The following is a 13,630-nucleotide window of genomic DNA, read 5'->3' as shown; positions in this document are numbered from 1 at the left end:
TCGAAGCCTGTCAGGCGCTCTTCCCCGGCGTGACGAACGTCCCGCGCTGGGGAAGGGTGACCACCCATCCCTCTTCGCGAAGCAGGGCGATGGCCCGGCGCGCGGTCTCCCTGGCGATCCCGTGCTCGGCCACCAGTTTCGATTCGGAGGGCAGTGGATCGCGAGGCTTGAGTTCCCCCGCCTTGATCTGCTCGCGAAGCTGGTCGGCGACCTGGACATACAGGGGTGTGGGATCGAATCGGTCAACATGCATATCAAAGACGTTAAGCACGTCCCATACGCCTTGCATATGGCGGACGTGGTAGACGTCCTAGACAAGATAGACGTATGGTGAGGGCTTGAACTGAACATGAAGCGGCCCGGCGGTGCTACCAACACCCCGGGCCCGGTCCACCTGACAAAGGCAGGCAGACATGCATACCCTACTGGGCTTCTTCGGCGTGCTCGCACGACTGCTCAGGCCCACACGAGGTGCCCACACCAGCCCGTTCGGCTACCTGCGGGAACTGGGCTTCGAGGCCCGCCGCAACCGGTCCCGGCGGGTGCGCCGGTACGTCGGGGAGCTCTCGACCACCACGCGCATCGAGCCCGAGCCACTCGCCCCCGCTCCCCCGGTGCCCGCGCCCTCGACCACCACGAACCCCTCGATTCCACCGGCCCCCGTCCCCCCGATCCCCAGGCCTCGGCGGCCGATCGAGGACACGAGCGAGAACACCGGCCGGGAGAAGTTCCCCCAGGTCGAGATCGTGCGCGGCCCCTACCTGGCCTGGGAGTCCGCCCGGAAGCAGGTGGCCGCGTGAACGAGCACACCGAGGCCCTGGCCTCCCGGCTCACCCAGATCCTCAACGACCCCGAGCTGTGCGCCGACGCGGTCACCCGCCTGGTCTCCGCCAAGGCGGTCTTCGGCTACCTCGACGACGCGCTGCGCTCCGGTGACGCCCTGCCCACCCGCTGGTCCAACCGGTGGACCACCGGCATCGGCGCCATCACGGACTTCCACGACGTGACCGACCACTACGACGCCCTCTCCGAAGCCCTTCGGGCCACCGGCGAACCCGTCACCTGCTGGCGGGCCCTCTCCACGGCCCGGGACCAGTGGGCCCTGCTGAAGGCCGCCATGGCCTCCGGTTCCCCGCTCCCCGAACCCTGGCAGCGCTGAACCACCTGGCAGCGCTGAGCCCCGGGCCGAACCTTCGAACCGCATCCCGGCTCGAGCGCCGGAACCGAACCTACGCTGTGGCCCCGCCGGGAAGCCCTCCCTGCGGGGCCACGGCCTTTGTCCTCTTCCGGCCGCGGAGCCGGATCCAAGGGCTAGGAGGAGTGCAAGTCCTCAGAACTGCTTCGGTACCGGTCAGCCTTCCCCTGCTTGGCCGCTCCGCCCTCGGGTGGCGACCCTGTCCAGTTCCCTGCGGGCCGGGCCGCTGAGCGGGATGCGTCTCCACCACCAGTGTTCGGCGGCCCTCCCCGCGGTCTCCGGTTCGGCGACGGCCAGGAGCTCCACCCCGTCCTCCTCGGTGAGTGAGCGGAAGCGCGCGTCGGCGTCGGCCAGGGCGGCGTCCACCCCGGCCGTGCGCTCCGTTCCCAGGGTGGTGATCCCCCGATCGACGAAGTCACGCAGGAAGAGCGCCGTGACGAGGTCGTGGACACCGCAGGCCGAGGGGTCGGAGTCGGGGAGCTCGAGGTCCGCCCGGAGCCTGCACACGTGCGTGTGCCAGGCGCCGAGCAGGCCCAGCAGACCGAACTCGTGCCCGGTGGGGATCCGGACCGGGAACTGTTCGAGCCGGTCCAGTTCCTCGGGCGCGAAGTAGCGGAGAAACCACTCCCCCGCCTCTGGTTCCGCGGTCATGGAACTCCTCCTCAGGTGGGTCGAGGGCTGGGGACTCGGGCTGGAGCCAGGGACTGGGGCTGAGGACTGGAACTAAGGGCTGGGGCTGGGGTCGGAGGGCGTGCCGAGCACCTCCTGGTCGGCCCTCCCCACCTGGGAGTCGGGCAGTTCCCCCAGGGCTGCTTATGCGACTGGCTCATAAGCCGTTATGCGCCAGTCGCATAGGGGACACCCGACCCACTTTCCGGCGCTAGAGTGCCCCCGTCGAAAACAAGCCAGAACTCAGCTTCGGGTCCGATTCCACCGGCAAAAAGGATTTCTGCGGACCATCCGGCGTTCATTCGGAAAGCTTGAGCGTGTCGTGGTTCCATATCGACGGGATCTCTTCCCTGCGGGCCAGGATCGAACCTCACCTCTTCCCGGGAAACGCCCACACTGCGGTTGCTGTCGGTGTACAAATGGTTGCGGAGGGGGATGCACGAGCCCTGGCGCTTGGGAGGGGGCCTGGTGTTCGTGCCTCGATCGCCCCTTCGAAGAACTCGACTCACCTCGCTGGGGACTTAGGGGGAGCTCCCGGCGCTCCGGTCGAGACGCTTCGGGGGCATCTCGGTGCGGTCGGCCCGCTCGGACGCGGAGCCGGCCGCACCTCTCTCCTCCACCACACACTCACACCCGCACACCTCCCCCGCGTGGTCCCGGGGTCAGTCTCCTCCCCCGCCGCCTCCTCCGTCGCCGCCACCGCCGCCGGAGTCCCCGCCCGAGCCGCCTCCGAAGATTCCGCCGTGGCCGCTGTCTCCGCCCCAGTGCCCACCGCCGGAACTCGAACCGGAACCCGACCCCGAACCAGAACCGTCGGAACCGCCGCTGCCCCCGCCGACCGCGCAGAGGTCAGCGATCTCGCAGAGGCTGCCCCAGTCGAGTTCGAAGCCCTCCCGGGGCTCCGGGGTCTCCTCTCCGCCCCTGCGGGGACCCTCCTCGATCAGCTGAGCCGACCCGGTGTGCGTCACGACCCGGACGGAGTCGTCACCGGAACCCCCGGATGCACGCTCTCGCGGTTTGGCCGCCCGGCCCATCCGGCCGAGTCCGACCACCGCCGTGTAGACCAGCGCCCTCTCGCGTCCCATCACCCGATCCGCGGTCTCCGCCTCGGTGGCCGCGAACCTCCTCTCCGCCTCCCGTACCAGCTCCCGGCCGGCGAGGGTCCGGGTGGAGAGGTTCCGGCCTCCCCGCGCCAGGTAGAGCCCCCAGGCGAGACCGCTCACCACTGCGAGCGCACCGCCGAGCACGGTCAGTGCGACCGTCCATGCGTTCTGCCCCTGGACACTCACCGACACCCCACCCACTGCGGCCAGCGCCGAGCCCGTGAAGAAGAGCCATTGGGCGTGGGAACCGCCGGTTCGGTGGTCGGCCAGCAGTTTGGTGAGCTCACCCGAGTGGGCGGTCAGGCGCCGCTCCGCGAGCTTCTCCCGGAGCCGGTCGATCCCCCGGCTGAACGTGGCGGTCTGGATCATCCCGCGCGCGGTCAGTCCCGTCCGGTCCTTGAACGCCTTGACGAGGTCCCGGCGGACCTGGTCCTTCTCGGTGACGTAGGCGTTGGAGGGGCCGACCAGCGTGAAGAACCCGCCGCGTGCCTGTCGCCGGATGCGCCCCGACAGGAACAGGTCCATGAGCGCGACCTCACCGACCCGGGTCGCGCCTCCCACCAGGTGGGCGAGCTCCGACGGGGTCAGGTCCTCGGGTTCCACCCGGCGGTCGGGTGCGGGGACCGCGGAGGTGGCGGCTCCGATCGACCGGCCCGCTTTGACCACCTTGAAGAGCGGGACAGCACCGACGGCCAGGCCGAGCAGTGCCCCCAGGAGGGGAAGGAGCAACAGGGCGTTCAAGTCGTGAACCTTTCTGGCATGCGTCGGCCCAAGGTGGAGGGAAGCCGGCGAACCCGGAGGAGGAATCCCGCGGCTGGGGAGATGCGGGGCGGGTGTGGCGAGGGAGGGGATCTTGGGGCGGTGCGAAGTGACGTGGCGGGAGGTGCCAGTGGACGGAACGGAGGAGCGGAAAAAGCATAGAACACCAGTACGTGCGGGTCCCGGGCGGGAACAGCCGACCCGCTACGGGAACGCAGGTGCTCCGGGCCGCTGCGGGCAGGCCAGACGGCAAGCGGGGTTCGACGCCCACCGGGCAGCGCCGACCACTCGTGCGCGAACTCGTACTCGAGCACCGCCAGGAGCTCGTCAGCGGTCGCGCAGGGAGGACCTCTGCGAAACCGTGGTCGGCGCCCGACTCGTTCTGGGCGCCCCTGGCCCGTTTGAGGCTCTCGCTCGCCCTGGCGCGGTCAGGCATGTGTACGTTCCCGGGTTCCGAGAGTGCGCGGCCAGGGAGCACCCTCCGTCCGGCTCGGAGTTCACCCCTCGAACTTCCTGTTGGTCACTGTCCAGGACAACGAGTCCCCGGAGGCCAATTCCCACTGAAATCGCGAAAAACTCACGAGCACACCGTTGATACCGCCAACCTGGTTCCGGATCGGTGTGACCGACAGAATCTCACCGGCCCCCTCACCCACCGGGAGCGGGACAACGGCGAATTCCCATGAGTCCGTCGGCCACGCCCAGGCAGGCAACTCCGGCCAGGTCCCCCGCGCCACCTCGAGGTCCCAGTCCGTCCCGTTCCACAACAGGACGGATCCCCCTTCCGCCATGACCAACTCGACGCCCTCGGCTGACCTGTCCACGGGTGACGGATCTTCGAGATACACGACCGCGAAGGCGGATTCGACGACCTGACCAGGGATCAGCCCAGAACCATCGTTGAACATCGCACCTGGACTCATGAGCAGGGCCCCTCCTGGCGGTCTCCACCTCTCCGCCTGCTGCGCGGTGAGGGTTCGGCGGATACGGGAGGAGTCAGTCCGGCCGACCGGGCGAAGCCGGGTTCTCCAACTGGTCGGCACGCCGGAACAGTGCCTCGGCGTGTTCGTCCCAGTCCGGGCCGACGGCCAGCAGGTCACCGGCGGCCTCGCGCAACAGTTCTGGATCATCGGGCCGCTGCAGGCAGGCCAGACGGTAGGCGAGGTTGTTCGCCCACACGGGCAGGCCCAACCAGTCGTGCTCCCGCCCGGCCCTGAGCACCGCCAGGATCTCGTCAGCGGTCGCGAAGGCGATGACCTCGATGAATTCCCGGCCAGCGTCCAATTGGCTTCGAGCCCCCCTGGCCCGCTTGAGGTTCTCCGTCACCTGGAACAGATCAGGCATGCGCATGCCCCTAAGGTCTGATGAAGTACGTGGCCAGAGAGTATGCTCCATCCGGCTTGATCGAGACACGGTAGCCAATGCTGTACCCGTCGACCTGGACCGTTCCTTCGTACGGACGGAACCCCGGGGTACCCACTTGGGGAATGGTCCCCCCGTTGTCGATGTGCGCATAGACGTCGTTGACGATGCTCTGCTCGACCTGATTGGGAGTCAGATCGGTGTTCCTCAGGTCCGTCTTCACATTGTTCGGTCCCGTGTGTTCGCGGTTGAACCCGTGGCCGGTCTTGAACTGCCACGTGTCGTCACCGACCTGCGCGGTCCGCTCGAGGTTCTTACTCGTCGAGGGCTCGCCGTTCGTCTCGTGAGGACCGATCTCCGGGCAGGGGCCCGAGTTGTGGACCAGGAGCGAGGACTCGTCGGCCAGGACGTAGTAGGTGTGCAGTCCCTCCACGGTGAGGTTGTGGACGGTCTGCTCCACGACGGTGTACGCGTCGACGGCGTCGACCTGGACCCACACGCCTGCCGAGGTCTGCAGCCAGCTCCCCGGCTCCAGATCGATCGCGGCCGTCCACCCCTGGTCCGGAACCCAGAAGGGGTGGTTGTCCGTGGCGGTCACCGATGCCGTGTCACCGGATCCGTCGTCCACGGTCACTTCGACCAGGGTCTTGTCGCCCCCGCCCAGGATGAGATGGGTGACCTCGCGCGGTCCCTGCTCCCCCGTCTCCGGGTCAGCCGCCAGCACCAGGTCCCCCAGCTGGATCAGCTCGATGGGCTTCGCCGTGCCGTCCGCCAGCACCACCAGGGTCCCTGGAACGAAACTGTTGGAACAGCCCGCGCCGTCCCGGTCGTTCCCCTCCTGGTCGGAGGATCCGTCCTGGTCGGAGGATCCGTCCTGGTCGGAGGATCCGTCCTGGTCGGAGGATCGTCCGTTACCACCGAGGAACCTGAAGGGCTTGAGGACCGTACCCGGAATCTGGGTCAGCCAGTACCCGGTGTTCTTGACGAAGGAATCGTCGCCGTCCAGGTTCTCGTCATTGCGCTCGGCCGTCTCCCAGAAGTCGTCCCACATGGCACCGACGCTGCCCCAGGGGTCCTCCCAGATACCCACGACGCCGTCCCAGGTGCCCGACCAGGTCTCCTTGAAGTCGTCATGGCTGCACAGGTGTACATGGCACACGGCGCCCTTGGCGTCCTCCAATACCTCACTGCCGCCTTGGGCCAGTCCGCCACCGGCCACACAGAAGTAGTGGAAGACCCAGCCGCAGTCCCAGTTGTAGTCCCCGTTGTCCTCGAACGTGAAAGCGTCCCGCCCACCGGTCGCCCAGTCCCAGGCCTCTCCCCAGGAAAGCGTCTGTTGGACCGTGAAATCGTCGCCGCCGTCCCACACAGCGGGGGTGACCCCGCCCGTGTCCTCTTCAGGGTTGTAGGGGGCGGTTTCCGTCTCCACCGCTCCAGGGGACCCGGATCCGTCACCGGTTCCTCCCTCCGAGGCATCCGGATCTCCGGATTCAGGGAAACCCGATCCTTCCCCTTCGGAACCTGAGCCCTCCGGGAACTCCGATCCCCCAGTTCCGGGAGCGCCTGGTTCACCAGCACCCGGTTCCTCAGCGCCCTGCTCGCCGGCACCCGGTTCGTCAGCTCCAGATGCCCCCGGCTCTCCGGCCTCGGGAGCACCTGGCTCACCTGTTCCGGGGTCTGCGCCCTCCCCGCTCAGTGCGCCATCGACCGCCGCCGCGATCCCGTCGGTGATCTGACGGGGGACCCCTGACACGAGCAGGGCGGCGATGATGACACCGACCAGCGCGATGACGGCCGCGTACTCAACGAAGGAGGCCCCTTTATCAGGGTCGTGAATACGGCGCATCATGAGGGGGTCCGCTCTGTTGGGATTGCAGGGGACAGCGAAATCCTAGGGGCCCCCATATCCCGGCATATCCCTGTCCCCTGGCCGCTTGTGGCCAGAACTCGGAACAGGCCCTCTGAACTGCGTCAACGGAAAAGGAAAGCCGCTCACATTCTCCGCGGGGCGGGAAATCAGCGTACGACCGGCGCCGTTGCCCGCACGGACTCGGAACCGGCGTGCGACGCGAAGCTCAGAGATCGGCCTGCGGCGCCGGGAAGGACCAGCGGCCTACCCTCGGCCCACCGCGGAGGATCCGGCTGCTGAGCTCCTGGATTCGGAGGCACGAACCTGCGGTGCCCTGAGCGCGGAGGCCCCGGCTGTGGGGGGCCGGACTCTGGAGGCCCGGGCAGCAGGGGACGCGGGGCCGCAGCACTCCCAAATGAACAATTACCCCTGAGGCCGGATATCACGAAACTTAAGCGCCATACTGAACCCCAGGAAATTGACAATCTCACACCCTGGGGCCCCCGGATGTGGAAGATACCAAAGAAATGATGTACCGATAACCGACCTCACGCCTGATTCTCCATTGCGAAACTTCAGTTCCAGGAAATCAAGTAGGGAACTCCACTCCAGGGCATGGGGCTCGTCCGCCAGAAAAGAATCAATGACTTCATTTGTCACATCCCAAAAAAAGACGTGCGGGAGCACCTCGCCCTCATTGAACAAGTGGGACTCATAAGCATCTTCAAGAGATGGGAATTCACAAACAAGATCTATTACCAGTTGCAGTCCGCCATCCATCAACAGACACCCACCCCAGGACGCCCCCTCCCCAGCCCTGCACACCTGCCAGCATGAGCGTGGCCAATGGCTTGAATATGACTATTGGCGACTTCGATGCCTCGCCCAGCCCTTTTCACAGGAACCCTCCTTCCATCCCGAAGTCGAATCGCATCATTCACAGCCCGGCGATTTCTCGTCCTTCTCCCGCTGGAGGGAGCCTCCTTGATCCCAGAGGAATCGCGAAGACCAGGCAGATGAGCACACCCATCGAATGAGCTAGGACCTGTGGGAGCACAACTCCTCGGCGGCCAACACAAGCATGCCCTCACGCTTACCCTCTGGAGCAATTTTCATCAAAGCAAACACCGACCAGCCATTAGGCCAAAGAAGAGGGTGAGGCTTCTCGCCCCAGCAAGTACTCCAAGTGCTTGGGAAAAACCTTCAATCCGAACCGGAGCGAGAGCCGCACGAGGGAATCTTCAGAAATTTCATACAGGTCGCCATCCCCAAGCTCTTCCGATCCGAGAAGATGCATCGCATCGAGGTCGGAAAGCTCGGGAAGCTCATGGCGCTCACGAAAACCGCCCGACTCCCGATCGAACCCCTCCAGAATCCAAACCCAAGCACCCATCAACATCCCCCTGGCTTCCCCGCGGGGATGGATTGACCCTTTATTCCAGGGATCCGATTTCTCTTATCAGAATCAAACTCTCTCATGTGCTTAGCATTCCTTGTCTGCAGCCAGACACCCGGCTCAAGGTCGATCATGTCCGTCCACCCCCGATCAGGAACCCGGAAGGGGCACTGGTCCGTGGCGGTCACCGAGGCCGCAACGAACCAGAAAGCGAACCAACCTGAGGTCCGCATCGGAGCCGAGGACACCCTCGTCTACCTCATCAATGCACTCGGCGTACGCTGAGCCACAGAGGCAAGGTCAGCCGCGCTCACCGGGCGCATCCGGGCCCTCCAACTGATCGGCACGCCGTTCCAGCACATCATGCCTCATCAGTGCCAGCAGAAACCCCTGAGCCAACCTTCCAGCATTCTCCCTGAAGAATCCCAACCTGTTCCAAAAATCTTCTTCCGAAGCCATCCAATTGGAGCACGAAAGCAGTGTGGCGTAAATTGCATGAATACCCCCAATGGAAAGACTGACATCACCCCCCTTCCCATACTCGGGAAAATCAGATCGAATACTCACCAGCTCAGCCAGTGAAACCCCCGAGAAGACCTCACAGACTTCGTCGGAGTTCTCTCTCGCAGGATTCTCGGACTTATAGATGACAAAATCAATCGAATTTGCCACCAAATCGGACTGCTGACGACGAGCATGCCACACGTAGCCGTCACCTGACCTGGAGATCGCCACCCGATAAATCAACCGCCCCCCTAAATCGGCTTGAACGTTCCTGAATTTTCCACTTGCACGTGAGCCATCCCCCACTCCGACAGGTACTTCGCGATCCCGTCGGCACCCGCCAGTACCACCAGGGCTCCCGGAGCAAAAAGGAAAGCAGCTCACTTCCCCATCGCGGCAGGGAATCCGTGTACGACCGGCGCCGTTGTCCGCACGGACTCGGAACCGGCCTGCGACACGACGCTCAGAGGTCCGTGTCCACCGCAGCCCGGCGATGTTCCCGTCGCGCCCGCGCATACCGCCATGACGAGGGGAAACACAACGGGATCGCGGTGAGCACCGTGAACGGAATCGCCTGCAGCACCGGCGGACCGCCCAGCCCGACGGACCAGAGGTTCAGCGCCACGATCGTGACGCACAACCCCGCGATGGAGGAGAGCACCGCCCTGCCACCACGGCTCATCAGCAGCCCGCAGGCCAGCGCGGCCGCACCGGGCAGGGCCAGCCACACGGCTAGCAAGGCGTCCCAGACACCGAACAGATGGACGTTCTCCCACCTGATCAGACTGGGCAGCATCAGCACGGTCCACGCCGGCATGAGGAAGAGCATGATCCGCTGGACCTGGAGCTGGATCGGCATCTTCGGGCCATCAACCGACACCGCCCCCTCACTGCTGAGCGGGGTGGGAGGTGGTCCCGCAGCCCACTGCGGAGACTGCGCATACTGGTGCCCTGGCTGTGGCAACCCAGGGTGGGGAGGCCCCGGAGGAGGCCCTGGCTGAGGAGGCATCGGCCGTGGAAGTCCCGGGGGCCGCGATCCGGGGGGAACGGAGTTCGGCGGCGGCGGAATGCGAGGGTGTTCGGACATCACTGCCTTGCCAGAGGAGGGGCGGACACTACCGATTCGGGGAACGGTTCAAGGACCGGCGAAGAACTCACGGGACGTGCGACGCAGTGCCAACACCAGCCCGAAGATCGGGAAGGGCAACCCGATGAACCCACCGAGGTCACCACCGAGCATTCGGCTGACCTGCAGGAAGATCATCACGCTGTACAACACGATCAGACTGATCCGGATCCACTTGGCCCTGGTCTTGATCTTCGCGGCGAGAACCGCCAGGAAGGCACCCAGCGCGAAGTAGGGGAGGGCATAACCGATCCCGAACGCTCCGCCCCCGGCCTCCACGATCAGAATCAGGCCGTTACCGATCATCATCACGAACAGGAACCACAGCAGAACCCGCTGGGCCCGCACCGCGAGCGGAAGCTTCTTCTCCATCAAGTACTCCGTAGGGGATTCAGGGGAGGATGCGATGAGCCCCGATCACGCTCACCACGCGTACCTTACTTCTCAGACTTCTCCCACTGGCTGGCGAGTCTCCTTGACCCCAGAGCGATCGTGAAGACCAGGCCGATGAGCACACCCGTCCGACGATCTGGGCCATACAGGAACACGACTCCGGCGTGATCCACACGCGCGCAGATCAGACGAAGTCGCCCTGCCCACACGAGCCAAATGTGACGGGGCCGATCAGTCGCTATCAGGCTCGGGATCACTCCCACCGGGCCTTACGAGGCCATCATTACAGTTCGCAACATTCACTTCCCCAGCTTCGTCCATCGTCACGGGAATTATACGGCGACCATTGCTGGAAACCAACCAAACGAATACGGGGTCGATCTCCCCCTCGTCCCGCCAGAAGACACCCCATCCTCCTCCTGGCAAAACTGCGGCGATCTTGTTTGCCTTTTCCAGGTGCGAAAAATCTTCGTAGTCGAAGACAGCACGCAGACATCCCTTTTGGGTGTCAACCACCAGCGCCGCCCCGTCACTTTCCCGCCATGCCTCGACGTCTCGGGCCCTTCCAGTCACGGACTCCGTTCCCGAGAAGATGGCAACCCACCCAGTGGGATTAAAATATTGCTCCATCGATTTCCTCCAAACAAAACGCACAGGTGTCGAACCAAGAATTCTCCTACTCAGGCCAGGATCATCCCTACACGCCGGAGCTGGAGATAAACGGCAACCGGAGCAACGGTTCGTAGGCCTGCTTCCGCTCCCCCAGCCATGTGACTGGTGCTCAGGGTGAGCTACAGGGCTCCCCGGATACCGGCCCCAAAACTCTCACCGATCAGCCCCACTATCTTCTGCCGAGGGGTAGCAAGAAGGGAGATACCCCCTCAGGAGCGAAGGAAGAGGCAAGGACGATGAGGCGAGGCGGCCTGATGTAGCACCCCAAGCTCTTTGAGCCGATGGGCTGGCAAGTCGCTGTACGGCTGTCGCTCTACCTTCTGTTCCTCGGTCTCTTCACCCTGGTGCCGTGAGCCGTGGGGGCGCGCTTTGTCTACCCCTACCGGCCGCGGTCGACAAGGGGCTCCGGCCAGCGCAGAGCTGAGGGGTACCAGAACTGAACAGTTCAATGCGATGAGCCAGGTATCTCCGCGTTGACCTGCGTTTTTAACACTAAGCCCCGGTGCGCCAAGTCCCACGCGCACCACCGTCCGTTGGCGAACGGGGGCATCATGAAGACCACCTTTCACTTGGGGTTTTGCAGACCACGAAGAAGTCTCAGGTACCGTTGTGGCCGACGTGAACCAAGAACCCACGTGGCCACATCCGGCCAGAAGCTGGGATAGAGCACAGTGCCATGTCCGATAGTGGAGTGGTACAGGTCCGGAGCTCCGCGATCCGCGGCCCCGAACCTACCGGCGCAGCACGGGATTCCGGACTTCCTCACAGAGGTTATTTCCGGCCCTGACCAGCCCAGCACCGCTAAGGAGGTGACCGTGACGACCGCGCTCCCCTGTTCGACAACCGGGCTGAGAAGCAGGGCCACGAGTCCCACCCCATTCAGTCAGCTGCACCAACAGCAACTGAGGTTGCAGCAGCGAGAGCAGCAAAGGTGACAAGGGCAGCATGGGTGTTCCTGACGGAAACCCACAATCATTCGGTCCACCGACGGCCGTCCTCCCCTCTCTCAGGGATGCCAGAGGCAGTAGCGCCCCAGGGTGCTTTCGAAGCCCTGCTTGGCACGGTGTTGCCATGCTTCACCCGCTGTGAAAGCAGCCCGCCCCACCTTCGACCACCTCAGCCTGCGAGCAATCACCCCACCACTTCTAGCGAAGGGGTGCTCAGTGCTGTTCTGCCCCGACGCCCGGTGCCTGAGCAAAAGCAGCACACGTATCCCCCACTCCCGAGGAGTCAATCTGTGAACCTCACGAACAAAGCCTGGGCCAAGCTCAGCACCTTCACCCTGCCTGTTTCGAAGAAGGATGGTGACAGGGGCGCCGGCTTCGTCGAGTACGGCGCGATCCTTGTGTTCGTCGGATTGGTCGCCGCCCTTCTCATGGGAAGCGGAATCGCAGACACCATTGTGCAAGCAATCAGCCGCACGATCAGGACCACCCTCAACCCCCCGTGATCTCGTATTTTCCACATCAGAAATCATGCCACAGAAAGACAGAGGAGAAGGAAGAGTTTGATGCCAGAGAACAGGCCTCTCTCGAGGGAAGCGAGAACAAGAAGTCTGTTGGCGGCAGCCCTGATTTCCTCGCTCGCCCTCACCCTCTCTGGCTGTGTAGTGAATCCGGATGGCGCCCCCAATCGCCCCAACGAATCATCGGAGGAACAGGGGGGAGGTGAAGCAGAGCAGCCTGATGGCGAAGGGAAATCCACGAACGTCATCGCCAGTTCAACAACCACAGCGACTGATCTCGGATCAGATCTCCAAATCGATATCTATGCCCTTGAAAGACTGGAGAATGATTTACTCCGCCTGCGCATGGGAATCACAAACAAATCTTCCGAAAGCTTTATTCTCGGATATGGCCTCTCCGGGAGCAAGGACGAGGACAGCGCGAGCGAGGTCAGCCTCATAGACAGCAAAAGCCAGAAACGTTATCTAAGCCTGAAGCACGCTGACGAGAGCTGCTTCTGCAACGCACTCTCAGAAGCACTGGCAGGCGGAGCAACCGAAGAACTCTGGGTTGTCTATCCAAATCCACCTGCCGACGTACAGAGCATGACCGTCATCACCCCCCTGGCGCCGCCAATGCTCGATGTTCCCATCAGCGATTCTTCGGAGTCAGTAGAGACTGGCAACCTCGCAGGCGACGAAATTCTCAACCTCACCCTAATCTCCGATAGCCTCGAGGGAGACCAGACCGGGCGGACCGAAAGTGGAGACGAGGTCAGCATCATCCTTTCTTCGGACATCCTCTTCGATACAAACAGTTCTGCACTTAGCGAAGAGGCACAAGAGATCCTGGAGCAAGTAGCTCGGGAAATCGATGACGCGAGTTCCATTGTTGTTTCCATCGACGGCCATGCCGACAACACCGGCAGCGACTCCGTAAACCTTCCACTTTCCAAAGAACGTGCGGACAGCGTCGAATCCACCCTGAGTGACTTGGTTACCCGACAAGGCATATCATTCGAATCCGAAGGCCACGGATCCGCAGATCCCATCGCCGACAACACAACAGAAGAGGGACGCGAGCGCAATCGTAGAGTTAGCGTCACCTTCGAGAAGTAGGGGAACAATGAGAGGAATTTTTCGAGCCGTCGGACTAGC

At 63.9% G+C, this 13,630-nt stretch carries 16 protein-coding genes; 4 read left to right on the top strand and 12 right to left on the bottom strand.

What is annotated here, in order from left to right:
* Window positions 1-10: 10 nt before the first annotated feature.
* Window positions 11-253 carry a winged helix-turn-helix domain-containing protein gene (locus D458_RS0124140; RefSeq protein WP_026119644.1) on the bottom strand — a complete coding sequence of 81 codons (243 nt, stop codon included), beginning with the start codon at window positions 251-253 and terminating at the stop codon, window positions 11-13.
* A gap of 160 nt (window positions 254-413) precedes the next feature.
* On the opposite strand from D458_RS0124140, the gene D458_RS0124135 reads away from it, so the two are divergent.
* Both D458_RS0124135 and D458_RS0124130 read left to right on the top strand, forming a co-directional pair.
* Window positions 414-800, top strand: a complete 387-nt coding sequence (locus D458_RS0124135) for a hypothetical protein (protein WP_017589299.1) — start codon at window positions 414-416, stop codon at window positions 798-800.
* Window positions 797-1,159, top strand: a complete 363-nt coding sequence (locus D458_RS0124130; protein ID WP_017589298.1) for a hypothetical protein — start codon at window positions 797-799, stop codon at window positions 1,157-1,159. Before D458_RS0124135 ends, D458_RS0124130 begins: the two co-directional genes overlap by 4 nt.
* A gap of 192 nt (window positions 1,160-1,351) precedes the next feature.
* On the opposite strand, the gene D458_RS0124125 is transcribed toward D458_RS0124130, so the two are convergent.
* The 11 genes from D458_RS0124125 to D458_RS35750 all read right to left on the bottom strand — a co-directional run bounded on the left by D458_RS0124125 (window position 1,352) and on the right by D458_RS35750 (window position 10,986).
* Window positions 1,352-1,846 carry a hypothetical protein gene (locus D458_RS0124125; RefSeq protein ID WP_017589297.1) on the bottom strand — a complete coding sequence of 165 codons (495 nt, stop codon included), beginning with the start codon at window positions 1,844-1,846 and terminating at the stop codon, window positions 1,352-1,354.
* A 680-nt stretch (window positions 1,847-2,526) separates the two neighbouring features.
* Window positions 2,527-3,708, bottom strand: coding sequence for a TIGR04222 domain-containing membrane protein (locus tag D458_RS0124115; protein WP_026119643.1), 1,182 nt, complete (start codon window positions 3,706-3,708; stop codon window positions 2,527-2,529).
* 515 nt (window positions 3,709-4,223) lie between these two features.
* Window positions 4,224-4,649, bottom strand: coding sequence for a hypothetical protein (locus D458_RS34100; protein WP_239648055.1), 426 nt, complete (start codon window positions 4,647-4,649; stop codon window positions 4,224-4,226).
* A gap of 73 nt (window positions 4,650-4,722) precedes the next feature.
* Window positions 4,723-5,070: a hypothetical protein gene (locus tag D458_RS0124105; protein ID WP_063825765.1), complete on the bottom strand. Its 348-nt coding sequence runs from the start codon at window positions 5,068-5,070 to the stop codon at window positions 4,723-4,725.
* Window positions 5,071-5,080: 10 nt separating this feature from the next.
* Window positions 5,081-6,517 carry a polymorphic toxin-type HINT domain-containing protein gene (locus tag D458_RS37270; RefSeq protein WP_026119641.1) on the bottom strand — a complete coding sequence of 479 codons (1,437 nt, stop codon included), beginning with the start codon at window positions 6,515-6,517 and terminating at the stop codon, window positions 5,081-5,083.
* Window positions 6,518-7,360: 843 nt separating this feature from the next.
* Window positions 7,361-7,717 (bottom strand): DUF7674 family protein, encoded by a 357-nt coding sequence (locus tag D458_RS38250; protein WP_083936411.1) that lies wholly within the window; start codon window positions 7,715-7,717, stop codon window positions 7,361-7,363.
* Window positions 7,718-8,075: 358 nt separating this feature from the next.
* On the bottom strand, window positions 8,076-8,336 hold the full coding sequence (locus D458_RS0124095) for a hypothetical protein (protein ID WP_017589293.1): 261 nt from the start codon (window positions 8,334-8,336) through the stop codon (window positions 8,076-8,078).
* A 297-nt stretch (window positions 8,337-8,633) separates the two neighbouring features.
* Window positions 8,634-9,068, bottom strand: a complete 435-nt coding sequence (locus tag D458_RS36520; RefSeq protein WP_152521227.1) for a hypothetical protein — start codon at window positions 9,066-9,068, stop codon at window positions 8,634-8,636.
* Between the two features lie 232 nt (window positions 9,069-9,300).
* Window positions 9,301-9,696, bottom strand: a complete 396-nt coding sequence (locus D458_RS36795; protein WP_160168066.1) for a hypothetical protein — start codon at window positions 9,694-9,696, stop codon at window positions 9,301-9,303.
* Window positions 9,697-9,972: 276 nt separating this feature from the next.
* Window positions 9,973-10,335: a hypothetical protein gene (locus tag D458_RS0124080; RefSeq protein WP_017589290.1), complete on the bottom strand. Its 363-nt coding sequence runs from the start codon at window positions 10,333-10,335 to the stop codon at window positions 9,973-9,975.
* A gap of 252 nt (window positions 10,336-10,587) precedes the next feature.
* Window positions 10,588-10,986, bottom strand: a complete 399-nt coding sequence (locus D458_RS35750) for a hypothetical protein (protein ID WP_083936410.1) — start codon at window positions 10,984-10,986, stop codon at window positions 10,588-10,590.
* Window positions 10,987-12,265: 1,279 nt separating this feature from the next.
* On the opposite strand from D458_RS35750, the gene D458_RS0124075 reads away from it, so the two are divergent.
* Together D458_RS0124075 and D458_RS35745 are read left to right on the top strand one after the other, a co-directional pair.
* The gene (locus tag D458_RS0124075) at window positions 12,266-12,478 is read left to right on the top strand and encodes a hypothetical protein (RefSeq protein WP_017589289.1); all 213 of its coding nucleotides are present in this window, start codon (window positions 12,266-12,268) and stop codon (window positions 12,476-12,478) included.
* A 108-nt stretch (window positions 12,479-12,586) separates the two neighbouring features.
* Entirely contained in the window at window positions 12,587-13,591 is a 1,005-nt protein-coding gene (locus D458_RS35745) for an OmpA family protein (RefSeq protein ID WP_239648054.1), read from the top strand.
* Window positions 13,592-13,630: the final 39 nt, after the last annotated feature.

This window comes from Nocardiopsis ganjiahuensis DSM 45031 (genome assembly GCF_000341085.1).
Taxonomy (GTDB): Bacteria; Actinomycetota; Actinomycetes; order Streptosporangiales; family Streptosporangiaceae; genus Nocardiopsis; species Nocardiopsis ganjiahuensis.
Note: the sequence above shows the minus strand (reverse complement) of the source record. Positions and strands in the feature narration are given on the sequence as shown.

Bases quoted from the DNA above. Each gene is read 5' to 3' on its own strand.
- D458_RS0124125 (WP_017589297.1), bottom strand. From the start codon at position 1,846: ATGACCGCGGAACCAGAGGCGGGGGAGTGGTTTCTCCGCTACTTCGCG.
- D458_RS0124140 (WP_026119644.1), bottom strand. From the start codon at position 253: ATGCATGTTGACCGATTCGATCCCACACCCCTGTATGTCCAGGTCGCC.
- D458_RS0124135 (WP_017589299.1), top strand. From the start codon at position 414: ATGCATACCCTACTGGGCTTCTTCGGCGTGCTCGCACGACTGCTCAGG.
- D458_RS38250 (WP_083936411.1), bottom strand. From the start codon at position 7,717: ATGGATGGCGGACTGCAACTGGTAATAGATCTTGTTTGTGAATTCCCA.
- D458_RS36795 (WP_160168066.1), bottom strand. From the start codon at position 9,696: ATGCCGATCCAGCTCCAGGTCCAGCGGATCATGCTCTTCCTCATGCCG.
- D458_RS35750 (WP_083936410.1), bottom strand. From the start codon at position 10,986: ATGGAGCAATATTTTAATCCCACTGGGTGGGTTGCCATCTTCTCGGGA.
- D458_RS0124080 (WP_017589290.1), bottom strand. From the start codon at position 10,335: ATGGAGAAGAAGCTTCCGCTCGCGGTGCGGGCCCAGCGGGTTCTGCTG.
- D458_RS0124095 (WP_017589293.1), bottom strand. From the start codon at position 8,336: ATGTTGATGGGTGCTTGGGTTTGGATTCTGGAGGGGTTCGATCGGGAG.
- D458_RS0124105 (WP_063825765.1), bottom strand. From the start codon at position 5,070: ATGCCTGATCTGTTCCAGGTGACGGAGAACCTCAAGCGGGCCAGGGGG.
- D458_RS34100 (WP_239648055.1), bottom strand. From the start codon at position 4,649: ATGAGTCCAGGTGCGATGTTCAACGATGGTTCTGGGCTGATCCCTGGT.